Genomic DNA, 24,763 nt, shown 5'->3' on the forward strand with positions numbered 1-24,763 from the left:
ATTTGCTCAATGTGTTCGGCTGAGATCGGAAATCAACCACGCTTGGCCGCGCTTGGCCGTGCTTGGCGCTGCAGTGGGGCTTGAGGTGCCAAAAAACGGCATCCGACCAGCGTGGTTGATCAACTCAATTGTTCAAAAAAGGTATTCATAAGCGACTCGGCAATGAATTTAAAAATCTTTGGGTGGTGCTGTGGGCCACTGGTATGCATTTTGCGACCACAGCCTTGTGCCCGTTGACCTGCGGCTTGGCTCAGCTTGTCCCCACGGCACCGCATCTTGTCAACAGATCCGTCAAGCTTTTGGTCGGCATTTGGTTGGAATGCGCATGAAACGTCGTGTGAGTATGGGCATATGTGGAGGTCATGAGGTTGTAGCTGCATATTCTTGCGGCCTGGGAGGTTGAAAGATATTATTACCAAGTCTTTTCCTGCTTCAGGCGCACCTTCACGACCTGAAGCCACATTTGCCCAGAGGAGGTGACAATATGAAGGCTTATGAACTGCTGTTCTTTGTTGACCCGTCGCTCGACCCCGAGACTCGTCTCGCTGTTATGAAGCGTATCGATACCACGATCGCTGAGGGCGCTGGCAAGGTCGACTCCGTTGACGAGTGGGGCAAGCGCAAGCTCGCCTACGAGATCAACGACCTCACCGATGGTGACTACACCCTCATCAACTTCCACGCAGATCCTACCCAGATCGCCGAGCTTGATCGCGTCCTGCGCATCACTGACGCTGTGGTCCGCCACATGATCGTCCGTCGCGACGACCAGGAGTAAGACTGTCGTTTTGGACTGGGCTTGTGCCCCAAGAGGAAGTAGTGAGTTATGAGCATCAATCGAGTGAACATCACCGGTAACCTCACCCGCGATCCCGAGCTGCGCGCCACCGCCGGCGGAACCCAGGTTCTGTCCTTTGGCGTCGCCGTGAACGATCGTCGCCGCAACGCGCAGACTGGCGAGTGGGAGGACTATCCCAACTTTGTCGACTGCACTATGTTCGGCACCCGCGCCGAGGCCGTGAGCCGTTTCCTGGCAAAGGGAAACAAGGTCGCGATCGAGGGCAAGCTGCGCTACAGCTCTTGGGAGCGCGACGGCCAGCGCCGGAGCAAGCTTGAGGTCATCGTCGATGAGATCGAGTTTATGAGCTCCCGTGGTGGCCAGGGTGGCTACGATCAGGGCGGTTACGCCCCCGCAGCTCCCGCGCCCGCAGCACGTCCTGCCGCACCGGTGGCCACGCCGCCCGCGGTCGACGTCTACGATGAGGACATCCCGTTCTAAGGGTTGTTCACCTATTTTTGAGTGAGAGGCGGCTTCGGTTCGCCGAAGTTGCCAAACGAAAGGTATTTTGACATGGCTAATGATTTTTCTGCACGTCAGCCGCGTCGTAAGTACTGCCAGTTCTGCAAGGAGAACACTGAGTTCATCGACTATAAGGACACTCAGCTTCTCCGTAAGTACATGACCGACCGTGGCAAGATCAAGCCCCGTCGCGTCACTGGCGCTTGCACGCAGCATCAGCATGACATCGCCAACGCCATCAAGCGCGCCCGCGAGATGGCTCTCCTGCCGTACACCGTCCCCGTGGTTTCCTCTCGTGGCAACCGCGACCGCGGCTAAGAAGGGAGACGCATCATGAAGGTTATTCTTCTCGATGAGATCAAGGGCAAGGGCGGCGAGGGTGACGTCGTAGAGGTCGCTCAGGGTTACGCTGAGAACTTCCTGTTCCCCAAGAAGCTCGCTGTTGCCGCCACCAAGGGCAACCTCAAGCAGCTTGACGAGCGTCGCAACAACATCGCCAAGCGCGAGGCCGTCCGTCTGGCTACCGCCAACGAGACCAAGGCTGCCTTCGAGGGCAAGACGGTCACCGTTGACGTCAAGGTCGGCGACGAGGGCATCCTCTTTGGCTCCGTTACCGCCGCTATGATCGCTGACGCCATCAAGGCTCAGCTCGGTATGGACATCGACCGCAAGCGCGTCGAGCTCGGTAAGCCCATCAAGGTTGCCGGTGCCCACACCGTTGCCATCTCGCTGTACCGCGAGATCAAGGCCGAGGTTGTCGTTCTCGTCGGCGTTACCGCCGAGGAGCTCGCTGCCGAGGCTGAGGTCGAGGAGGCCGCTGAGGTCGCCGAGGCCGAGACCGCCGAGGTCGAGACTGAGGCTGCTGCCGAGTAGCATTTGCTGCAACGCAACAATCTTGTTCTAAGAAGGGCGCTCTGGGAAACCAGGGCGCCCTTTTGTTTTTTGCGCTGAGTGAGTTTCATGGTGAACGTTGCGTCGAAGTCCTATATACAGGACCGTTCATCCGTTTGGTTCGGTGATGATTGGCGGCGCGCGGCGCGTTTTGGGACCGTGGCTGATACTATGGATGCTCGCAAGCGATATGAATGAGGATGCTCATGGCATATGACGATAGGGAGACCGGGCTGACGGTTGAGGACCGCGGCTCCAAGTTGGGTCTTCCCCAAAACCAAGATGCAGAGGCCAATGTACTGGCCGCTATGCTGCTATCGCCCGAGGTGGTCGAAGAGGCCCAGGTCGAGCTGCAGCCCGATGACTTCTACCGGCCCATTCATAAGACCATCTATACCGCGATGGTCGATATGTACAACAGCCGCATTCCCATCGACTCCATCTCGCTGATCGATTACCTGCGAAGCATCAACAAGCTTGATGCCGTGGGCGGCGAGGCCTACATTTTGGAGTTGATGGGTCAGACCCTGTCGCTCGTCAACTGGCAGCACCATGCCGCTATCGTTCGCCGCGATTCGATGCTGCGTGAGCTGATCGGCGCCACCAACGAGATCAACGCGCTGGCCTATAACGCTCCCACCGATACCAAAGAGGTCGTGGAGCTGGCCGAGAGCAAGTTGCTCAAGGTCACGGCGCGCGAGGTCAAGTCGAGCTACAAGACGCTGACCGAGTTTATGGTCGAGGCCTATAACGAGGCCGATGAAGTGTGCCAGGCAGGCGGCCAGGCTGCGGGCGTGCCCACGGGCTTCCCGTCGCTCGACCGCATGCTCATGGGTTTTCGCGAGGGCCAGCTCATCATCATCGGCGCCCGCCCTGCTGTGGGTAAGACGTCGTTCGCCCTGAATCTGGCGCTCAACGCTGCCGCTGCCGGTTATACCGTCGGCTTCTTCTCGCTGGAGATGTCGGGCAAGGAAATTGCCCAGCGTCTGATTTGCGCCTACGCCATGATCTCGATCAGTGACTTCCGCATGGGCCGCATTAGCCCCGAGCAGTGGGCAAATATCAACGAGGCCACGCAGACCTTGTCCAAGCTCGATATTCTGATTGACGATACGCCCGGCACCACAGTGACCGAGATTCGCGCCAAGAGCCGCCGCATGCTCCACAACAAGGAGAAAGCTATCATCATCCTGGACTACCTGCAGCTGGTGAGTCCTCCGCCGGGACGCCGCTCCGAGAGCCGTACCGTCGAGGTCTCCGAGATGTCGCGTGGTCTGAAGATCATGGCCAAGGAGCTCAAGATCCCGCTCATCGCGCTGTCGCAGCTCTCGCGTCAGGTCGAATCCCGTACCGGCAAGCGCCCGCAGCTTTCCGACCTTCGTGAATCGGGCTCCATCGAGCAGGACGCCGATATCGTTATGTTCTTGGACCGCTCCGCCGACGAGGCCGAAGCCTCGCGCGACGATCGACCCGACGAGGGCGTTACGCGTATTGTCGTGGCCAAGAACCGTTCGGGCCCGATCGGCGACGTCGACCTGATGTTCCTGCCGGCATCCACGAAGTTCTATGAGCTTGATGGGGCACATGCCGAGGAGTAGGACAGGCACCCGTTGCACGGGTATACTGGGAATGTTTTGTGCTTCTGCGTGCCGGCGTGGCGCGTAGACAGTCCATGAATGTAAGGAGTAAACATGCCGTCAACCGTTTTGGTCGGTGCCCAGTGGGGCGATGAGGGCAAGGGAAAGATTTGCGACCTGGTCGCCGGCGACTTCGATGCCGTCGTGCGCTACTCGGGCGGCAACAACGCCGGTCACACCATCGTCGTCAACGGCAAGAAGTACGGCCTGCACCAGGTGCCCTCCGGCATCATGTATTCCGACCACGTGTCGGTGATCGGTAACGGCTGCGTCGTCAACCCCAAGGTTGTCCTTGAGGAGATCGACATGTTCGAGGCCGACGGCATCACCACCAAGAACCTCAAGATTAGCGGCAACGCGCATGTCATCATGCCGTACCACATCGATCTGGATGGCGCCTTTGAGCAGAAGCTCGGCAAGAAGAACATCGGTACCACCAAGCGCGGTATCGGTCCGTGCTATCAGGACAAGATGGCCCGCATCGGCCTGCGCATGCAGGACATGCTGGACGAGGCACTGTTCCGCGACAAGCTGGAGACCGCTCTCGCCCGCGTGAACCCCGAGCTTGAGCTCATCTACAACCTGCCCACCTACACCGTGGACCAGATTTGCGACGAGTACCTGCCGATGGCCGAGCGCCTGCGCCCCTACATCACCGAGACGAGCCTGCTGCTCAACAACATGATCGATGAGGGCAAGGACCTGCTGTTTGAGGGCGCCCAGGCGACGCTGCTCGACATCGACCACGGCACCTATCCGTACGTGACGTCTTCTAACTGCACCGCCGGCGGCGCCATCACCGGTTCCGGCGTGGGCATGAAGAACGTCGACCGCGTGCTGGGCGTCATGAAGGCCTATATCACCCGCGTCGGTTCGGGCCCCATGCCCACCGAGCTTTCCTACGAGTCCGAGGCCGGTCACACGCTGACCGAGGAGGGCTATGAGTACGGCGTGACCACCGGTCGCCGTCGTCGCTGCGGCTGGTTCGACGGCCCCATCGCCAACTACGCCTCGCGCGTCAACGGCCTCACCGACATCGCCGTGACCAAGCTCGACGTGCTTTCGGCCTTCGACACCATCAAGGTGTGCGTGGCCTACGACGTCGATGGCGAGCGCTACACCAGCGTGCCCGAGCATCAGGTGCGCTTTGAGCATGCCAAGCCCATCTACGAGGAGCTCCCCGGCTGGAAGTGCGACATCACCGGTTGCCGCAGCTTTGATGAGCTGCCGCAAGAGGCTCAGGACTACGTGGCGTTTATCGAGGATCTGGCACACACCCGCGTGACGTTTATTGGCGTTGGCGCTGGTCGCGAGCAGATCATCAACCGATTCTGGAAGTAATTGGGACTATTTGGTTATTGCGATATACCCCTTTGCAGCCCGGACGGGCGGCCGAGGGGTATATTTGCCTGCAAAGGGCTCGCGCGGAGCGGGCCATTCATCCAAAGAGGAGGCACCCTTGAAGGCGGATACTCAAACCATCGACATCCTGTTGTTGGGCAGCGGCGGCCGTGAGCATGCTTTGGCAGCTAAGCTCGCGGCATCACCGCGCGCCGGCAAGCTCTACATCGCGCCGGGCAACGGCGGCACCGCGAGCTGCGGCGAGAACGTTGTTCTCGACGACTGCGATCCTGCGGCCGTGGCGGCGTTTGCGCAGAGCCACGGATGCGGACTCGTGGTAATTGGCCCCGAGGCTCCGCTCGTGGCGGGTGTGGCCGACGCCGTGCGCGCGGCGGGTATTCTCTGCTTTGGCCCGGGTGCCGAGGGCGCCCAGATGGAGGGCTCCAAGCTGTTCTCCAAGCAGCTCATGGAGCGCGCCGGTATCCCGACGGCAGCCTACGGCTCGTTTACCGACGAGGCTTCGGCTCTCGCCTACGTGCACGAGCAGGGCGCCCCGCTGGTCGTCAAGGCCGACGGCCTTGCCGCGGGCAAGGGCGTTATCGTGGCGACCGAACTTGAGCAGGCCGAGGAGGCCGTGCGCGAGTGCTTTGGCGGCACCTTTGGCGATGCCGGCAACACCGTGGTTATCGAGGAGATGCTGACCGGTCCCGAGTGCTCGCTGCTGGCCTTTACCGACGGCAAGACCGTGCGCCCCATGGCTACCTCGCAGGACCACAAGCGCGCGCTCGAGGGCGACAAGGGCCCCAACACCGGCGGCATGGGCGTCTACAGCCCGGTGCCCATCGTGACTGACGAGGAGCACGCCACCATGGTGAAGGTCATGGAGCAGACCGTGGCCGACCTCGCTGCCGAGGGTATCGATTACCGCGGCTGCCTGTACGGCGGCTTTATGCTCACGCCTGCCGGTCCCAAGGTACTGGAGTTCAATGCCCGCTTTGGTGATCCCGAGACTCAGGTCGTGCTGCCGCGCCTTAAGAATGACCTGGTCGAGGTCATGCTGGCTTGTGCCAACTGCGAGCTCGATCAGATTGAGCTCGACTGGCGTGACGAGTGGGCCGTGGCCGTTGTCCTGACGAGCGCGGGCTATCCCGGCAGCTACGAGAAGGGCAAGGTCATCACCGGTATCGCCGACGCCGAGGCCATGGAGAACGTGACCGTGTACCACGCGGGCACTGCCGTGGTGGACGGCCAGCTCGTGACCAATGGTGGCCGCGTGCTTGCCGTGACCGCGCTGGGCGACACGTTCGAGAACGCTCGCAACCTTGCCTACGAGGCCTGCGAGAAGATTGATTTTGAGGGCAAGACCCTGCGTCACGACATCGGCCTGCGCGCGCTGCGCGGCCGCGACGCCTGGGATGCCTAAAATCCGAGAGGAATGAGACGGATGGACGAGAAGAACGAAGAACTCGTGGACGCGCAGATCGTCGAGGAGGACAGCCGCATGTATGGGCACGCCGAGGGCGAGCCTGGTGGCGAGGTCGCTGACGAGCCGGCGCTGGTGCTGGGCGACGACGACCCGCACGATGCCGAGCTGCACGAGAAGATTCTTTCGGAGGAGTGCGCCTGGAAGGGCAAGATCCTCGACGTCCACCGTCTTGAGGTTGAGCTGCCCAACGGTCGCCGCAGCGCCCGCGATATCGTTCGCCATCCGGGTGCGGCGGCCGTTGTGGCGCTGACCGAGAGTGGCAAGATCGTACTGGTGCGTCAGTACCGCACCGCCATCGACCGCGTGACGGTCGAGATTCCCGCCGGCAAGCTCGATTCAGGTGAGGACCCGCTCGATTGCGCCAAGCGCGAACTGCATGAGGAGACGGGCTTTAGGGCTGGTCGCATTCGCTTTTTGACGTCGATTGTCACGTCCTGCGGTTTTTGCGATGAGATCATCCACATCTACTTGGCTACCAAGCTCGAGTTTGATGCGCCCAACCCCGACGATGACGAGTTTGTCAACGTGGACCTGGTGCCGCTGCACGAGCTGATCGACGCCGTGCTCGACGGCAAGATCGAAGACGCCAAGACCGTCGTGGGCGCTCTTGCCTGCGACAGTATCGCTCACCGACTAGGCGGGGCAGAGCTGTAACGAGCGGGGATGATCCCGCAGGTTTGTGTAAGTCAGCGAAAGTGCTCCATTTGAGACAAGGTGGTCTAAAAGAGGAGGGAAGCGTATGGATATACGCGACCGACGATTGAAGGCCAGATTGTCTAAATGGGGCGCTTGCAGCGTCGAGACGAAACGCGGTTTGGTAAAACCGCGTAAGGTGATTATGCTGAAGAGGTTTCTTTCTTACTACGAGCCCCAGATGGGGCTTTTTGTTGCCGATACTGTTTGCGCTCTGGTGCTTGCTGCCATTGACCTTGCGTTTCCTATTATTCTGCGCAATTTGACCGGTGGGCTGTTTACTCAGGGTCAGGCTGCCATTATGCAGGCGCTCGGTATGATCGCGGTGGGTTTGGTGCTGATGTATATCATCCGTTGCGCCTGCCGCTACTTTGTGAGCTACTGGGGCCACGTGATGGGCGCGCGCATGGAGTCCAAGATGCGCGAGGACCTGTTTGACCAGTACGAGCGCTTTAGCTTTGCGTACTTCGACCGTAACAGCTCGGGCGACATGATGAGCCGCGTGGTCAACGACCTGTTCGATATCTGCGAGGCGGCGCATCACGTGCCCGAGTGGATCATCATCTGCGGCATCGAGATTATCGGCTCGTTTGTGATCCTCTTTACCATCGCCCCGGTGCTGGCGCTTGCCATGGCTGTGGTGACAGCAGCGTTTGCGGTCATCATGTTTTGGCAGAACATGCGCATGCGCGAGGTCTTTAGCGACAATCGCAAAAAAATCAGCGGCATCAATGCGCAGCTGCAGGATTCGCTGGCGGGCATGCGCGTGGTCAAGAGCTTTGCCAATGAGGAGACCGAGCGCTCTAAGTTCCGCGCCTCCAACAATCGCTACCTTTCGTCCAAGGAGAACATGTATCACGCCATGGGCGCCTATACTGCGACGTATGGCCTGCTCTCGGGCGTGCTGTACGTGATCGTGGTGCTGCTGGGTGGTTGGCTCGTTGCCCAGGGTCAGCTGCAGGCGGTCGATATGGCAACCTTCGCACTCTATATTTCGCTGTTCTGCACGCCGCTCGAGACACTCGTCAATTCGGCCGAAACGTATCAGAAGGCCATCGCCGGCTTTAAGCGCATGGACGAGGTGCTCTCGACCGCGCCGGATATCCAGGACAAGCCGGGCGCTACGGATCTGCAGGTGACTGCCGGCGCCGTGGAGTATCACGACGTGTGCTTTAACTACGAGGACGTTGAGCTGGGCGAGGGCGATGCCGAAGAGCGTCCCGTTATCGACCATATGAATCTGTCCATCAAGCCCGGGCAGACCATCGCTTTGGTTGGCCCTTCGGGCGGCGGCAAGTCCACGACCTGTTCGCTGCTGCCGCGCTTTTATGACGTGGCTGCCGGATCCATTAGCATCGACGGCCAGGACGTGCGCGATGTGACGCAGCAGAGCCTGCGTCGCGCCATCGGCCTGGTGCAGCAGGATGTCTATCTGTTTGACGGCACGATTGGCGAGAACATCGCCTACGGCAAGCCGGGTGCTACGGCAGGAGAGATCGCCGAGGCCGCCCGTCGCGCCAACATCGATGCCTTTATCGAGTCGCTTCCACAGGGCTATGACACGGTCGTGGGCGAGCGCGGCAGCCGTCTTTCGGGCGGACAGAAGCAGCGTGTTGCCATCGCGCGAGTGTTTCTCAAGAACCCCAAGATCCTGATTTTGGACGAGGCGACGAGTGCTTTGGATAACGAGAGCGAGGAGGCGGTGCAGGAGTCGCTCGAAGAGCTGGCACGCGGCCGTACCACAATCATCATCGCCCACCGTCTCTCGACCATTAAACACGCCGATGAGATTGCGACCGTTGAGCATGGTCGCGTTGTGGAACGTGGCACGCATGAACAGCTTCTCGCCCGTGGCGGCACCTATGCCCGTTACTATCGAATGCAGTTCGAAGGTGCGCGTGCGCACGAGCTCGACTGATTGATATGACAGGAAGTTTATGGCTGACAAGAACCCTTTGACTCCGGAAGAAGTGACGGAGTTATTCTCCGAAATCGATGCATCCGGTGTCTTGGATCCCACGCTTGCCAAAAAGCGAACCGAGCGCATGCGTGAGAAGGAGGCTGCGGCCAAGCGCGGTGACAAAGCGGCGCTAGCGCAGCTGCGCAGCGAGGACCGCGCGAGCCAGGCAAAACATATCGACCCGCTGTCCGAGGATGATCCTTCGGGTTCGCAGGTGAGTCATACCATTACGAAGACCGCGATGGCCGTGGTCATTGGTATTTTGGTGCTGATCGTGGGCATGCAGATTGGCTACGGCGTGATGCGTCGCCTGAACACCGCCAACCTGTCCGAGAGCGTTTCGGTCGATACCGTTTCGACGGCGCTGAAGGGCGGCCTTGAGTGGGGCAACGGCTTTACGCAGTTCCCGCTCGACTTTACCGTCGATGAAGCCGATGAGCGTACGGGCACGGTCGAGGTGACGGTGTTGGACACATCGTCTGCCAACGAGCTCGAGCTGCTGTCCAACGGGCAGATTCAGGCCGCGGCGCTTGCGACCAACGCGTTGCTCAACGATAAGATCGACCGCGTGGTGTATAACGTTCACGCCTATATCGACGAGGATAGCAACATTCAGCACGATTCCTTCTTTGGCATGTTTCCCGCCCAGGGCCACCAGAGCGCCATCCTGACGTTCGTGTGGACCAAGAGCTCATCCAACGCTACGAGTATCGACTGGAAGATGCGCATCGTGAGTATGGATGACACCATCGCCGAGCGCATTCAGAAGCAGGTGAACTCGGTGTCGTCGTTGATTGAGGACCCGGTGGTGAGCCAGACCAAGATTGACGAGGAAAAGGCCGAACGTGACCTGGAGCATCGTCTGCATGGCCGCGAGATTTTCCGCGGCGGCAAGCCCGATCGCACACCGTCCGATCTGCTGGAACAGGACAAGAAAAAATAAGACGCCATCATCCCGTGTGAGCCACAAGCCCCGCGGGATGATTTTTAATCCCCGTCCCAGAAAAATCATTATGCATAGAAAGTCATAATTATCATTTCGTAAACATTTCGATGAAATTAACGCCATGAGGCATGCTTGCGGTTACAATACCGCGAGGCCTAACTACACACCTTTAAGCCGGTCCTGTGAGACCGGGAAGGAGAATTATGGCGAACAACCATACCGCGGGCGCTGCCGCCCGCACCTTCGCGCCCAGCGAGCTTTGCCAGCGTATGCTGGCCAAAACCAGCAAGGGCACCTGCGGTCCCTGTATCCTGTATCTTGAGGATGGGACCATTTTTTATGGACGTGCATGCGGCGCCGAGGGCACCGCGACCGGCGAAGTCTGCTTCAACACCTCGCTTGAGGGCTACTTTGAGGTCATGACCGACCCGAGTTATGCCGGCCAAATTGTAACCATGACCTATCCGCAGATCGGCAATTACGGTATCGACGAGACCGATGTCCAGTCGGCCTTCCCCGGCGACGCCGTGCGCCCTGCGAGCGCTCCGGCTATGCGCGGCATGATCGTTCGCGACATGTGCGCCACGCCTTCTAACTGGCGCTCGGCCGTCAGCGTGCCGGAGTACCTGCGCGCTCACGGCATCGTCGCTATCGAGGGTGTCGACACCCGCGCTCTGGTGCGCCATCTGCGCGACAATGGTTCCAAGATGGGCATTATCTCGACAGAGATCTTCGACGTCGACGAGCTCGCCGAGCGTCTGGACGCAGCGCCCACGCTGGTGGGCGAGAACCTGGTCAAGACCGTGAGCTGTCCCGCGCCTCACGAGTTCGTGGCCGCCGACCTGCCTGCCACGCATGGCTTTGCGCTTGTGGCTGCCGCTCCTGCCCGTCACAAAGTGGTCGCCTACGACTGCGGTGTGAAGCGCGGTATTCTGGAGGGCCTGGTCCGTGCCGGCTGCGACCTCACCGTCGTGCCGTGGGATACGCCCGCGAGTGAGGTGCTCGACATGAATCCCGACGGCGTCTTTTTATCCAACGGCCCCGGCGACCCCGATGCCGTGGTGGAGACCTACGAGCAGGTGCAGCAGCTGATCGGCAAGGTGCCGGTCTTTGGTATTTGCCTGGGTCACCAGATGATCAGCTTGGCCTGCGGCGCCCAAATGGAAAAGCTTAAATTCGGTCACCGTGGCGGTAACCAGCCGGTTATGAATCTGGTGAGCCGTCGCGTGGAGATCACCGCGCAAAACCACGGCTTTGGCCTGCTGTTCCCCAGTCTGGGCAAACTGATTCCGGAGCTTTCCGGCGGCGAAACCGAGCATGCGGCCGATGGCGACCTGCGCGCCTGGGTGCGTCGCGGCGTCGCGCCGGTCGTGATGAACGAGCGCTTTGGTCGCATTCGCCTGACACATGTGAACCTCAACGACGGCACCGCCGAGGGCATCCAGCTGCTCGACGCCCCGTGTTTCTCGGTCCAGTACCACCCCGAGGCTTCGCCCGGCCCCACCGATGCCCACTATCTCTTTACCGCCTTTACGCGACTCATGGACGGCGAGGAGAACTACCTGGACATCGACACCGCGAAGGACCGCCTCGCCGGCTGGAATTTCGCCGAGTCCGAGAACGCTGCGACCGAGGAGAACTAACATGCCTAAACGTACTGACATCAAGCGCATCCTCGTTATTGGTTCGGGCCCCATCGTTATTGGCCAGGCCTGCGAGTTCGACTACTCCGGCGCCCAGGCCTGCAAGGTGCTCAAGGAGGATGGCTTTGAGGTCATCCTGGTCAACTCCAATCCGGCGACCATCATGACCGACCCGGGCTTGGCCGACCGCACCTATGTTGAGCCTATCACCGCCGAGTTTATCGAGCGCGTGATCAAGAAAGAGCGCCCGGACGCGCTGCTGCCCACGCTGGGCGGCCAGACCGGTCTGAACGCCGCCGTCGAGCTGGCAAAGGACGGCACGCTCGACAAGTACGGCGTCGAGATGATCGGCTGCGACCTGGCCGCTATCGAGCGCGGCGAGGACCGCAAACTCTTTAACGAGGCCATGGCCGAGATCGGCCTGGAGGTCGCGCGCTCGGGCTATGCCTACAGCGTGGCCGACGCCGAGGCTATCGCCGAGCGCGTGGGATATCCCTGCGTACTGCGCCCGAGCTTTACCCTCGGTGGCGCCGGCGGCGGCATCGCGCATACCCACGAGGAGCTCGTCTCCATCGTGAGCCAGGGCCTTGAGCTCTCGCCTGCCCACGAGGTGCTGGTCGAGGAGTCCATCGAGGGTTGGAAAGAGTATGAGATGGAGGTCATGCGTGACCACGCCGGCAACGGCATCATCGTGTGCTCCATCGAGAACCTCGACCCCATGGGCGTGCATACCGGCGACTCCATCACCGTGGCGCCGGCGCAGACGCTCTCCGACCTTGAGTATCAGCGCATGCGCGTGGCCTCGCTCGCCATTCTTGAGAAGATCGGCGTCGAGACCGGTGGCTCCAACGTGCAGTTTGCCGTGAACCCCCAGACCGGCCACCTGATCGTCATCGAGATGAACCCGCGCGTGAGCCGCTCGTCCGCGCTGGCCTCCAAGGCCACGGGCTTCCCCATCGCCAAGGCCGCCGCGCGTCTGGCCGTGGGCTATACGCTCGACGAGATCGTCAACGACATCACCAAGGCTACGCCCGCCTGCTTTGAGCCCACGATCGACTACTGTGTGGTCAAGGTGCCGCGCTTTGCCTTCGAGAAGTTCAAGGGTACCGACCCCACGCTCACCACGCGCATGAAGGCCGTGGGCGAGATCATGGCGATCGGCCGCACCTTTGAGGAGGCCTTTGGCAAGGCTATGCGCTCGCTGGAGGACGGCCACCAGGGCATTTGCGCCGGCGGCAAGGAAGGTGCCGATAAGCTGAGCGACGACGAGCTTGCTCAGGCCGTGGCAACCCCGACCGAGCATCGCATCTTCTTTGTGGTCGAGGCCCTGCGCCGTGGCTGGGACATCGCTCGCATCCATGCCATCTGCGGTATCGATCCGTGGTACCTCAACCGTATCAACGATATGGTGCAGGTCCAGGAGAGCATCCGCGGCCTGCGTGTGGAGGATATCGACGCCGACGCGATGCGCCTGCTCAAGCAGTACGGTACGAGCGACGCCGAGATCGCCGCGCTGACCGGCTCGGACGAGCGCTTTGTGCGCGCCTATCGCAAGGGTCTGGGCGTGGTTCCCAGCATGAAGACGGTCGATACCTGCGCTGCGGAGTTCTCGAGCGCCACGGAGTACCACTACAAGACGTACGAGAACATCTACCGCACGAGTCCGGATGCCAAGAAGTGCGTGGCTCCCGACGAGACCACGCCGGCGGACAAGCCCAAGGCGATGATCCTGGGCGCCGGCCCCAACCGCATTGGCCAGGGTATCGAGTTCGATTACTGCTGCGTGCACGCGAGCTACGCGCTGGCGGCCCGCGGCTTCGAGACCATCATGGTCAACTGCAACCCCGAGACCGTCTCGACCGACTATGACACGTCCGACCGTCTGTACTTTGAGCCGCTCACCTACGAGGACGTCATGGACGTTATCGATGTTGAACGCCCCGACGGCGTCGTGGTGACGCTCGGCGGCCAGACCCCGCTTAAGCTGGCGCGCATGCTCGAGGAGAGCGGCGTGAACATTATGGGCACAAAGCCCGACGCCATCGATTTTGCCGAGGACCGCGAGCGCTTTGCCGCCCTGCTCGACAAGCTGGGCATCATGTACCCGCCGGCGGGCCAGGCCACCTCGTTTGAGGAGGCCGAGGCCGTGGCCGCGCACATCGGCTACCCGCTGCTGGTGCGTCCGAGCTACGTGCTGGGCGGCCGCGGCATGATGATCGCCTACGATGCCGAGCATCTGCGCGATTACATGGCAGAGGCTGCGCGCATCAGCCCCGACTACCCGGTGTATCTGGACCGCTTCCTGGAGGGCGCAATCGAGTCCGATGTCGACGCCCTGTGCGATGGCGAAGAGGTATACATCGGCGGCATCCTGGAGCATATCGAGGAAGCCGGTATTCACTCCGGCGACTCCGCGACCTGCATCCCGCCGTTCAGCTTTAGCGAGAGCCTGCAGGCGAAGCTCCGCGAGACCACGCGCCGCATCGCGATGGCGCTGGGAGTCCGCGGTCTGGTCAACGTGCAATATGCCATCAAGGGCGAGACCGTCTACGTGATCGAGGCCAACCCGCGCGCCAGCCGTACCGTGCCGTTTATCTCCAAGGCCACCGGTGTGCCGCTGGCCAAATGCGCGGCGCGTATCATGGCGGGCGATTCCATCGCGAGCTTGGGCCTGCCGAGCGACGAACGTCAGCTGGACTGGTTCTGCATGAAGGAAGCCGTCATGCCCTGGGGTCGTTTCCCGGGAGCCGACGTTATCTTGGGGCCCGAGATGAAGTCGACGGGCGAGGTCATGGGTATCGCCAAGAGCTATCCCGAGGCATACGCCAAGACGCAGCTGGCGATTGACTACAAGCTGCCCGACCCGAGCGCCGGCAAGGTGTTCATCAGCGTGTGCGACCGCGACAAGCGTCATATCCTTTCAGTCGCGCGTATCCTGCGCTACCTGGGCTTTGACATCTGCTCTACCGAGGGTACGGCGCGCGTTCTGCGTGGAGGCAACGTGACGTGCGAGGTCGTGGAAAAGATCAGCGGCCCGCACGACGGCGAGCGTCCCAACATCGGCGACCTCATTGCCGATGGCAAGATCGCGGTGATCATCAACACGCCGTACGGCCCGGGCTCGCGTGGCGACGGCTATCTGTTGCGCACCGAGGCGGTGCGCCGCGGCGTAACCTGCGTGACGGCTATGTCTGCCGCCAACACGTACGTGAGTGCCATCGAGGCCGTGCGCGAGGACCAACAGGGTCACGGCAGCGCCAACGACATGGGCATGGACGTCATCGCCCTGCAGGACCTGCCGCAGCACACGGTGTAGTGTGACCTGTCCGGCCGGGGCGGAGGGGGCTGAGTTTCCCCCTTCGCTCCGGCTGCAAGCAGAGTCGCTCAGTGAGAAACTCAGCCCCCTCCGCCCCGGCCTACGGTGACTCGGTTGCACCGTGTGCTGCCGAAGGGGCTTTGCGCGATGACTAGGGCTGAATAAAAAAGAGAGTGTGGGCAGAGCCCACGTTTTGTATGGGGTCCTCCGGTGAATTGCATTCACCGGAGGACCTTTTTGTGGCTGGCTGAGAGTGCCGCTGGACAGTTAGTTCAGATTTGTATTTTTGTGAGGGTGGAAAAGGCCGATTTGAGCTCAAATGAGCCGTTCTTGGCGGTATGATGCGACAAGGATGCGCAGTCAGGAATGAGAAAAGGGCGTTATTGGGTCTAAAACGGCTTCAAAACGATACGTTTGCACGTAAGGACCCGGCCAAAAAATACAAATCTGAACTAACTGTCCACCACCCTCCGTCAACCTCTCATTCCAAACCAAATCAGCCAACGTACGTCATAGCAATCTCCGGTAGGTCGCAGGGCGGCGGTCGAGCTTTTCTCTCGGGAAACTTCGCGAAGTCCAGTTCCCGAGGGAAAGGTATGGTCTGTGTAATACCAGATAAACAGTACATTTTTGCTAGATTGGTATTTGACTGAAGAACCAATTGGTATGGCTTATTAAGCCCACCTTGCCGTTGACGCTCACTCTACTGCCGCTGGGAGAATTCCGAACTTGGTTGCGCAAGTGCTCCCATATATTGATATGACCTAGTAGGTGGCTATCTGGTTACTACCAGTTGGCCCCTTGGTAACGGGTGGCCCCCATTGTGCGGAATGTACCGAACATCCCCGTTTGATACGTTTTCCCATGCTGCCGGGGGGGGGGCGTCCTCGGCACCTCAGCATCTCGGAAGAAAGGAGACCAGGTGCGCAGGAATTCCATTTTTACGAAACGGTGGGTGAAGGGAAGCGCGGTCCTCGTTGCCACTGCAGCGACGCTCGTGTTTGCCAATCCCCAGCAGGCGATTGCCACGCCACTCAAGGGCGTCGACTCGGCGACCGTGTCCCAGTCTGCCTCGAATGTCGTCGACATCGATTTCGCTGACGGCATCAAGGGCCGTATTACGTTCCTCGAGGACGGTATTTTCCGTTATAACGTCGACCCCAAGGGTGAGTTTTCCGAGTACGCCACGCCGCGCAGTAAGTCCCACACGGCTAAGATCCAGGCTCAGCCCGATACCTCGGACACCTACAGCAAGCCGAGTGCGACGGTTGCCGACAAGGGCGACACTATCGAGATCACCGGCGGAAAGGCGACCGTGATCCTGGACAAGGCGACTGGCAAGATGAGTATCAAGTCAGGCGACCGTGTCGTGGTTTCCGAGTCCGCGTCCCTCGACCTTGATAAGAAGGGTACCGTCCAGACGCTCGCCAAGGAGAAGTCCGAGAACTTCTTTGGCGGCGGCACCCAGAACGGACGCTTCCTGCACACCAACCAGACCATCGCCATCTCCAACACGAACAACTGGACCGATGGCGGCGTTGCCTCGCCCAACCCGTTTTATTGGACGAGTGACGGCTACGGCGTGCTCCGAAACACGTTTGCAGAGGGTTCCTACGACTTCGGTTCCACGGACTCATCGACGGTCACGACTTTGCACAGCGAGAATGAGTTTGATGCCTACTACTTCGTGGCGACCAACGAGGGAGCTTCGAACGTGGCAACCGAGATGCTGCAGGACTACTACAAGGTGACCGGTAACCCGGTACTGCTGCCCGAGTACGGGTTCTACCTTGGTCATCTTAATGCCTATAACCGTGATGGCTGGTCAACGACCTCGGGTCAAAAGAAGTGGGAGACCAAGGGCAGCAAGTCCTCGAGCGAGAAGGGCGACGTTAAGTACGAGTCTGGCATGTCGACGGGCTACAAGCTCGACGGCACACTTGCGGCCGAGACGCTCAACGGTGAGGGCCCTACGGTTGATACCGAGAACATGAAAGCGACCGATTTCGACCGCCAGTTCTCTGCTCGGCAGGTTATCGATGACTACGAGGACAGCGACATGCCGCTCGGCTGGTTCCTGCCGAACGACGGCTACGGCGCCGGCTATGGCCAGAACGGTTACTACAAGACCGGCGGCGTCAACTCCGACGGAGCGAGCTCGGCCGACCGTCTTAACGCTGTGCGTGCCAACGTCGACAACCTTAAGAAGTTCACCGAGTATGCCAACTCAAAGGGTGTGAGCACGGGCTTGTGGACCCAGTCCAACCTTGAGCCCGACAGCAACCCTGAGACCCCGTGGCATCTGCTTCGCGACTTCGACGCCGAGGTCAAGACGGGAGGCATCACTACCCTTAAGACCGACGTTGCCTGGGTTGGATCTGGCTACTCCTTTGGTCTTAATGGCATCAAGACAGCTTATGACACGGTGACGACCGGCGCTAACAAGCGCCCCAACATCATCACGCTCGATGGTTGGGCCGGCACGCAGCGCTTTGGTGGCATTTGGACCGGCGACCAGTATGGCGGTAACTGGGAGTACATTCGCTTCCATATCCCCACGTATATCGGTCAGAGTCTTTCGGGCAACCCCAACATCGGCTCCGACATGGACGGCATCTTTGGCGGCGACCCCATCATCTCTGCGCGTGACTACCAGTGGAAGACGTTCACGCCCTCTATGCTCGACATGGACGGTTGGGGCACCTACCGTAAATCGCCCATGACGCACGGCGATCCCTACACAGGCATCTCGCGCTTCTATCTCAAGCTCAAGGCGCAGCTCATGCCCTATATCTACACGAGCGCGGCCTCGGCGGCCAACATCGACACGGGTAACGGCGATGCCGGCCTGCCCATGATCCGCGCCATGCTGCTTTCTGACAACTCCGAGTACGCCGCAAGCACTTCGACGCAGTACCAGTATATGTTCGGTGAGAACTTCCTAGTGGCACCGGTGTATCAGGATACCCAGGCAGATGAGAACGGCAACGACATTCGCAATGGGATCTACCTCCCCAACTACGGCACCGACGAGAATCCCACCATCTGGATCGATTACTTCTCGGGTAAGCAGTATCGCGGCGGCCAGGTTCTCAACAACTACGAGGCTCCGCTTTGGAAGCTGCCGCTGTTTGTGAAGGCCAACGCTATCGTGCCGATGTACGCCGAGAACAACAACCCCGAGGCAGTGAGCGACACCAACACCAAGGGTACCGACCGCAGTCAGCGTATCGTCGAGTTCTTCGCCACCGAGGGCGACGGCACCTTTACGCAGTACGAGGACGACGGCTCCTCCATCGAAAACAACACGACTGAGGACGATTCCTACGGCACGATCGACAATATCTCCTACGGTGAGCATGTGAGCACCGTCTACAGCTCCAAGGCCGCAGGCGGCACCGCGACCTTTACCGCCGAGGCCTCGCAGGGCGGCTACAACGGCTACGACTCCAACCGCACCACGACCTTCGTGGCCAATGTGTCCGCCAAGCCCACGAGCGTCGTCGCCAAGAACGGCGGATCCGCACTCAACGTGGTTGAGGTCAACTCGCAGGAGACCTTTGACGCCGCGACCCCCGAGGCCGGCCAGGCGGTCTACTTCTACAGCAAGACCCCCAACCTCAACCACTACGGCAGCGATGCGGACGGCACCGAGGCCGAGCAGGGCGAGAGCTTCAACAACACCAAGATCACCACGAACCCCAAGGTCTACGTCAAGTTCGCGAAGACCGATGTTGCTGCAGCGGCGCAGACGCTTGAGCTGGGCGGTTTCGTGAACGCCGACGCAACGCTCACAGCCGATCGCCTCAACGAGAACCTCTCCGCACCCACGAACCTTGCTGCCCCCGAGGACGTCACGACCCCAACGAGCATCAAGCTCACCTGGGGAAAGGTCGATGGTGCTACCTCCTACGACCTTAAGGTCGACGGCACTGTGTTTGCCGTGGGTGATGCGGCCGAGTTCACGCACACCGACCTCGCCTACAATAGCAAGCACACCTACCAGATTCGTTCGCGCAACGCCGAGGGTTACTCCGCCTGGAGCGATGTGCTCGAGGCGAACTCCGCACTCGATCCGTGGCGGAACGTCCCCGACGCCGAGCAAATCACCTGGGAGGGCTCACTTTACGGCAGCCATAAGGCCGAGCTCGCCTTCGACCATGAGTTCCAGTCGGGCGACGGCGGTTTCCACTCCGGTGGCAACGATCTGGGCAAGGCGCTTACCGTTGACTATGGACGCGCTTACAAGCTCGATAAGCTCGAGTACTATCCGCGCGATGACGCCGGCAACGGCACTGTGACCAAGATGCGTGTTGAGACGAGTCTCGATGGCGTCCACTGGACGAGCCAGGAGGTCGATTGGGCACGTTCCGCTGATTGTAAGACGGTAGCGTTTGACGGCACCGTGGCCGCCCGTTACGTGCGCATGACACCGCTCGCCTCGGTCGGCAATTTCTTCTCCGCGTCCGAGATTGCCATCTACAAGACCGACGGCACGGATGGCTTCGCCGTGGGCTCCAACCTCAACAAGGCCACGATCTCCGACGGAGACTACTCCAACATGAAGAACTACCTGGGCCTCGAGAATCGCGAGCCCGATACCCCGACGTTCGGTTCGCAGATCCGCGACCACTTCGCCGACCTCAACGATAACGGCGTTTACGACGTCTACGATTACTCGTTCACCATGGCGGGTCTTGACGGTGGCACTAAACAAAAGGGCAAGGTCGCAGGTTCGCTCGCGGTGATACCGAGCAAGACCGAGGTCGAGGCTGGTGATGAGATCACCGTTGATGTCTATGCGGCCGACGCCAAGAACGTCAACGCCCTGGGCGCTCTCGTCAACTTCAAGAGCGACCAGTTCGAGTTTGTGTCCGAGAGCATCGCGCAGGACGGCTCGACTGCCGGCATGGAGAACCTGTCTCGCGAGAAGGTCCAGTTCGCGGACAGAACGCAGACTATCAATCTCGCCTTTGCCAACCGCGGCGATGGCAAGCTCTACAACGGTACCGGCGCGGTGGCGAGTTTCAAGCTCAAGGCCAAGACCGCCGGCAAGGTCGAACTGCCCTCGACATCTTGGCTCATCGGTCCGGCATGCGACGCGCTTGAGTTTGCGAGCGACGGCACGGTGACGATGCCGGATGTTCCTCAGCCAACGGTCGCCGAGTACGGTCAGGATGCCTTCAACATCACGATGACCAACGATGAGCTCACGACCGACGACGGGACCAACGTCGAGAAACTTATCCAGCAGAAGAGCTATAACGCGCTGTTCGATAATAACGAGGGCGACAACGGCTTTGAGTTCCTATGGGACTGGAGCGGCAACTGGGACAGCGAGGGTAAGCTTCCGAGTTACGTGAAGCTTCCCACCACGATGACATTCGCATTTAAGACGCCGTCGAAACTCGATAGTGTCGAGGTCGTTAACCGCAACGGTGGCAACGGAACCGTGCAGAAGATCAAGGCTGTCGTGACGTTCGAGGATGGCTCGACCCAAGAGTTCGCGGGCGGGGAGTACGATTCCTTCCGGGCTCGCTACGCCTTTGGCCTCTCTGCCGAGAACAAGGGCAAGAAGGCGACCAAGGTCGAGGTCACGCCGCTTGAGGCATCGGGTGACCAGATGCTCACACTGCGTGAGGTCAACTTCAACTACACGCAGGGTGTCGAGGCCATCGAGGGTGTCGAGCTAGGCAAGAACCAGACCGAGTTCTTTGAAGGCGACGTTACGCTCGTCGACGCCAAGGCCACGCCTGAGAGCGCCGGCTACCCCTATGTGACGGTCGAGAGCTCCGACCCCTCCGTGGTAAGCGTCTCCGCTGTTCAGGCTGGCGAAAGCGTGAGCTACTACCTGCGTGCCAACAAGGCCGGCAAGGCAAAGATCACGGTGGCGTCGGTACTCGACCCCTCCAAGACCGCATCCTATGAGGTCGAGGTCAAGGCTGGTGTCGATACCTCTGCGCTCGTGGCAGCGCTTTCCAAGGCCATGGGCTACAGCGAGTCCGTCTACACTAAGGATTCCTATGCAGCTCTCACCACTGCGGTCGAGGCGGCTCGGAAGCTCCTCGACGGCGGCCAAGGCAGCTATAGCAAGAAGGATGTCGCAGACGCCACAGCCAAGATCGAGAAGGCAATCGACGGCCTCAAGATGCGCCCTGTCGATGAGAAGATTCTTATCAACACGCCCGAGAACCGCAAGAACGTCAAGGTGGCCGGCTTCTCGAGTGAGGCCGACTACGAGGGCAGCAACGCCGTCAACGCTCTCGACGGCGACGAGCGGACGCTTTGGCACAGCGACTGGGCCCATGGGACCGGTATGCCCCAGTATCTGAGTGTCGACCTGGGCCGCGACTACGATCTCACCGACGTTACATTCCTGCCGCGCCAGGACGGCGGCACTAACGGCGATATCTTCGAGGCCGAGATACTGGTCTCCGACACTGCCGACGGTTATGAGATGGGCACCGCCGCGTCGATGGGTACGTTCGCCTTCGACAATGACGGCCGCGTGCTCACCGACCGTGGCGACTGGAAACAGATGAGCTTTGGCGCCGCGCGCGGTCGCTACGTGACCGTCAAGGTGATTCACGCCGGCGGTGGCAACGTTGATGCCTACTGCAGCATGGCGGAGCTCAAGTTCTACGGTACGGCCGTCCCCGATCCGGTGGCGAAGGATGATCTCGCTACCGCGATCGAAAAGGTTGATGCCGAGGTTGCTGCCGGCGACCTCAAGGCCGGTGACTACACCGAGGCCTCCTGGACGGCGCTCGAGAACGCCCTGGCGAGCGCCCGCGCCATCTTGAGCGACGAGAAAGCCACGCAGGACGAGGTCGACCAGGCGCTCAGGGCGCTCGAGAGCGCCCGCGGCGCGCTCGAGAAGACCCCGGTGGCCCCGGTCGAGAAACCGACTAAGAAGCAGCTCAAGGCCCTGGTCAAGCAGGCGAAGGAGACTGACACTAGGGGCAAGACGGCCGAGTCTGTCAAGGCCCTGACGGATGCCATTACCTACGCCGAGGACGTCTTGGGTGCTGAGAATGCTTCCGACACCCAGCTCCAGGCGGCCTATGACCAGCTCAAGCTGGCTATTGAGAGCCTCAAGGATGCCGATTCCGGCAATCAGGGCGGCTCGGGCAACCAGGGTTCCGGCAATGGCTCGAACGGCGGCAACCAGGCGGGCAAGCCCGCAGGCGACAAGGCCCAGGGCAGCAAGAAGAACGGTTCGGCGATTCCCAATACCGGAGACCAGACGGCGGCGACCGTCGCGACCGTCGGTGGTCTTGGCGCCATCATCGCCGCGATCGGCGCTTTCTTCCATCGTCGCAGCAAGGCTAAGTAGCCCCAGCAACAGCTAAGCAAGCGTGCCCGCCGTCCCACCCAAGGACGGTGGGCACGCTTTTTGAATGTAGGCGGAAAGCTCCGACCCTTCGGCCTTAATCTCGCAAAGCGTTCCGTCTCCCGCCGAACACATCAGCATCGGCGGCTATACTTGAATTATTTGCAGTTAAGGGTCGCGGATTCGCCGCGTCACCGCTCTCAACAGGAGGTCTTTGTTTATGGCAGATCAAAAGCCGGTTGTCGGGATCATCATGGGTTCCAAGTCCGATCTGGGCGTTATGGAAGGCTGCACCGCCGAGCTCGAGGCACTGGGTGTGCCCTATGAGCTCGTGATCGCGAGCGCGCACCGCACGCCGGCGAAGGTCCACGAGTGGGCTTCGACTGCCGCCGATCGCGGTATCAAAGTGATTATCGCCGCCGCCGGCAAGGCCGCTCACCTGGGTGGTGTCGTGGCTGCCTTTACGCCGCTGCCGGTTATCGGCGTGCCTATGAAGACGAGTGACCTGGGCGGTATGGATTCGCTGCTGTCGATGGTGCAGATGCCTTCGGGCGTGCCCGTGGCCTGCGTTGCCATCAACGGTGCCAAGAACGCCGCCATCTATGCCACGCAGATTCTGGGTGCTTGCGACCCCGAGTACCGCAAGGTTATCGAGAAAATGAAGCAGGAGATGGCCGACGCCTAGGCGTTCCGCCGTTTCACCGCAGTATAAGGAGAGCCATGTCCGATTATCAGGGAAAACGATTCAAGGCTTCTCAGATTCCCGATCCGTCGAAGCCGGGTGCTGCCCATGCGGCACAGCAGGGTCGGACATCCTCTCCTCAGCAGCCGCGCGCGCCGCGTTCCGTAACGCCGACGTCCCATCGCCGTCAGGATACACCTGCTGCTTATCGCCCTTCGTCATACAGTACGGCCAAGAAGTCACCTCGCTCTTCGGCGCATACCGCGCCATCGAGCTATACCGAGCCGCTGCGCAAAAAGCGCCGCTCCGTCATTCCCATTCTGCTCATCATCATTGGCATTGGCCTGATCGTTGCTGCGGCCGCCATCTTTATTAATGCCCAGATTGGCTACAAGCAGGCGAGCGAGTCGTATCAAAAAATCGAAAAGCAATATGTGAGCGACAAGGACGCCAGCGGCGTGCCGATTATCGACTTCAACGCGCTCGCCCAGACAAATCCCGAGGTTGTGGGTTGGATTTACGCGCCCGGCACCAACATCAACTACCCCGTGGTGCAGACCAACAACAACTCCAAGTACCTCAACACGCTGTTCGACGGTACGGCCAATGCCTCGGGAGCCATCTTCTTGGATAGCGACGACACCGCGCCGGGCATGGTGGATCAGCAGACCACGATTTACGGCCATCACATGAACGACGGTTCGATGTTCAACGTGATTTCGCGTACGACCGATCAGGCGACGTTCGACAGCATGGAATACGTGTACTACATCACGTGCGATGCGACGTATAAGTTGCGCCCGCTGGCGACCAAGGTGGTCGAGGACACGTATGCCAAGGCGCGCACGCCCAACTTTGAGGGCGATGACGGACTGAAGAATTACCTGTCCGAGATGCTCGACGGTGCCTCTGCCGTGGCGAGCGATGCCACCGACCGTGCCGCTTCGGCAACCAAGGTCGTAACGCTTGTGACCTGTCGCTCGCTGTCGCTGAGCAACACACGCGCCGTCATGGTGCTCACGCCGGTCGAGGAATAAAGTGTCCGGGAGCCCCGTCCCAAAAAGACTGCCCTGGAAATCAAAAGGAGAAATGATGTTTGAGAATGGCAAATCGATGCCTTCGGTTGATGCTTGGCTGCGCGAAGCCAAGGCCGATGTTTCGGCGGCTGATTGTGGGATGTACCTGACACACAACGGCGTGGTGCGCGCGACGCCCAAGGCCGAGGTGCGTGGGGTCGAGACCGATGGTGTGGCGCCTGGACATAAGGTGGGCGGCATGGCGTTTGGCTTCGATGCCGAAAAGGTGCAGGCCGCTATCGAGGCAACGCACGCGATGCCGGGTATCGGTTACGTGCGCGTGTGGTTGGCGAGTGGCGAGCTCGCCGTGGGCGACGACATCATGCTCGTGCTCATTGGCGGGGACATTCGCCCGCATGTGGTCGATGCGCTGCAGGCGCTCGTCGGTACCATCAAAAATGAGTGTGTGAGCGAGGTCGAGCGCGAGGCGTAGAGGCTTGCGTCGATAGAAGGCTCGTT

16 protein-coding genes are annotated in these 24,763 nt (G+C 60.6%); all 16 read left to right on the forward strand.

Annotated features, from left to right (window positions below):
- The first annotated feature begins 484 nt into the window (after nucleotides 1-484).
- The 16 genes from rpsF to DXD56_RS07390 all read left to right on the forward strand — a co-directional run bounded on the left by rpsF (nucleotide 485) and on the right by DXD56_RS07390 (nucleotide 24,737).
- Nucleotides 485-778 carry a 30S ribosomal protein S6 gene (rpsF, locus tag DXD56_RS07315; protein ID WP_006235831.1) on the forward strand — a complete coding sequence of 98 codons (294 nt, stop codon included), beginning with the start codon at nucleotides 485-487 and terminating at the stop codon, nucleotides 776-778.
- A 48-nt stretch (nucleotides 779-826) separates the two neighbouring features.
- A complete protein-coding gene (locus DXD56_RS07320; protein ID WP_006235830.1) occupies nucleotides 827-1,279 on the forward strand; it encodes a single-stranded DNA-binding protein in 453 nt (150 codons plus the stop codon).
- Nucleotides 1,280-1,351: 72 nt separating this feature from the next.
- Nucleotides 1,352-1,618 (forward strand): 30S ribosomal protein S18, encoded by a 267-nt coding sequence (gene rpsR, locus DXD56_RS07325; RefSeq protein WP_006235829.1) that lies wholly within the window; start codon nucleotides 1,352-1,354, stop codon nucleotides 1,616-1,618.
- 15 nt (nucleotides 1,619-1,633) lie between these two features.
- Nucleotides 1,634-2,173 (forward strand): 50S ribosomal protein L9, encoded by a 540-nt coding sequence (rplI, locus tag DXD56_RS07330; RefSeq protein ID WP_022094073.1) that lies wholly within the window; start codon nucleotides 1,634-1,636, stop codon nucleotides 2,171-2,173.
- Nucleotides 2,174-2,391: 218 nt separating this feature from the next.
- A complete protein-coding gene (gene dnaB / locus DXD56_RS07335) occupies nucleotides 2,392-3,789 on the forward strand; it encodes a replicative DNA helicase (RefSeq protein WP_117640768.1) in 1,398 nt (465 codons plus the stop codon).
- A 93-nt stretch (nucleotides 3,790-3,882) separates the two neighbouring features.
- Nucleotides 3,883-5,169, forward strand: a complete 1,287-nt coding sequence (locus tag DXD56_RS07340; protein ID WP_022094075.1) for an adenylosuccinate synthase — start codon at nucleotides 3,883-3,885, stop codon at nucleotides 5,167-5,169.
- Nucleotides 5,170-5,287: 118 nt separating this feature from the next.
- Nucleotides 5,288-6,592 (forward strand): phosphoribosylamine--glycine ligase, encoded by a 1,305-nt coding sequence (gene purD, locus DXD56_RS07345; protein ID WP_117640743.1) that lies wholly within the window; start codon nucleotides 5,288-5,290, stop codon nucleotides 6,590-6,592.
- 21 nt (nucleotides 6,593-6,613) lie between these two features.
- The gene (locus DXD56_RS07350; RefSeq protein ID WP_199407886.1) at nucleotides 6,614-7,309 is read left to right on the forward strand and encodes an NUDIX domain-containing protein; all 696 of its coding nucleotides are present in this window, start codon (nucleotides 6,614-6,616) and stop codon (nucleotides 7,307-7,309) included.
- Between the two features lie 184 nt (nucleotides 7,310-7,493).
- Nucleotides 7,494-9,266, forward strand: a complete 1,773-nt coding sequence (locus DXD56_RS07355; protein ID WP_117640744.1) for an ABC transporter ATP-binding protein — start codon at nucleotides 7,494-7,496, stop codon at nucleotides 9,264-9,266.
- 19 nt (nucleotides 9,267-9,285) lie between these two features.
- Nucleotides 9,286-10,251, forward strand: a complete 966-nt coding sequence (locus DXD56_RS07360; RefSeq protein ID WP_117640745.1) for a hypothetical protein — start codon at nucleotides 9,286-9,288, stop codon at nucleotides 10,249-10,251.
- Between the two features lie 206 nt (nucleotides 10,252-10,457).
- Nucleotides 10,458-11,897, forward strand: a complete 1,440-nt coding sequence (carA, locus tag DXD56_RS07365; RefSeq protein ID WP_117640746.1) for a glutamine-hydrolyzing carbamoyl-phosphate synthase small subunit — start codon at nucleotides 10,458-10,460, stop codon at nucleotides 11,895-11,897.
- 1 nt (nucleotide 11,898) lies between these two features.
- Nucleotides 11,899-15,213 carry a carbamoyl-phosphate synthase large subunit gene (gene carB, locus DXD56_RS07370; RefSeq protein ID WP_117640747.1) on the forward strand — a complete coding sequence of 1,105 codons (3,315 nt, stop codon included), beginning with the start codon at nucleotides 11,899-11,901 and terminating at the stop codon, nucleotides 15,211-15,213.
- A gap of 922 nt (nucleotides 15,214-16,135) precedes the next feature.
- The gene (locus tag DXD56_RS07375) at nucleotides 16,136-22,549 is read left to right on the forward strand and encodes a discoidin domain-containing protein (RefSeq protein WP_117640748.1); all 6,414 of its coding nucleotides are present in this window, start codon (nucleotides 16,136-16,138) and stop codon (nucleotides 22,547-22,549) included.
- A 217-nt stretch (nucleotides 22,550-22,766) separates the two neighbouring features.
- Nucleotides 22,767-23,231, forward strand: a complete 465-nt coding sequence (purE, locus tag DXD56_RS07380) for a 5-(carboxyamino)imidazole ribonucleotide mutase (RefSeq protein ID WP_006235810.1) — start codon at nucleotides 22,767-22,769, stop codon at nucleotides 23,229-23,231.
- 35 nt (nucleotides 23,232-23,266) lie between these two features.
- The gene (locus DXD56_RS07385; protein ID WP_117640749.1) at nucleotides 23,267-24,265 is read left to right on the forward strand and encodes a class B sortase; all 999 of its coding nucleotides are present in this window, start codon (nucleotides 23,267-23,269) and stop codon (nucleotides 24,263-24,265) included.
- 55 nt (nucleotides 24,266-24,320) lie between these two features.
- The gene (locus tag DXD56_RS07390) at nucleotides 24,321-24,737 is read left to right on the forward strand and encodes a molybdenum cofactor biosynthesis protein MoaE (protein ID WP_233508925.1); all 417 of its coding nucleotides are present in this window, start codon (nucleotides 24,321-24,323) and stop codon (nucleotides 24,735-24,737) included.
- The last annotated feature ends 26 nt before the right edge of the window (nucleotides 24,738-24,763 follow it).

Origin of the sequence: Collinsella sp. TM06-3 (assembly GCF_003436395.1) — a bacterium.
Classification (GTDB): domain Bacteria; phylum Actinomycetota; class Coriobacteriia; order Coriobacteriales; family Coriobacteriaceae; genus Collinsella.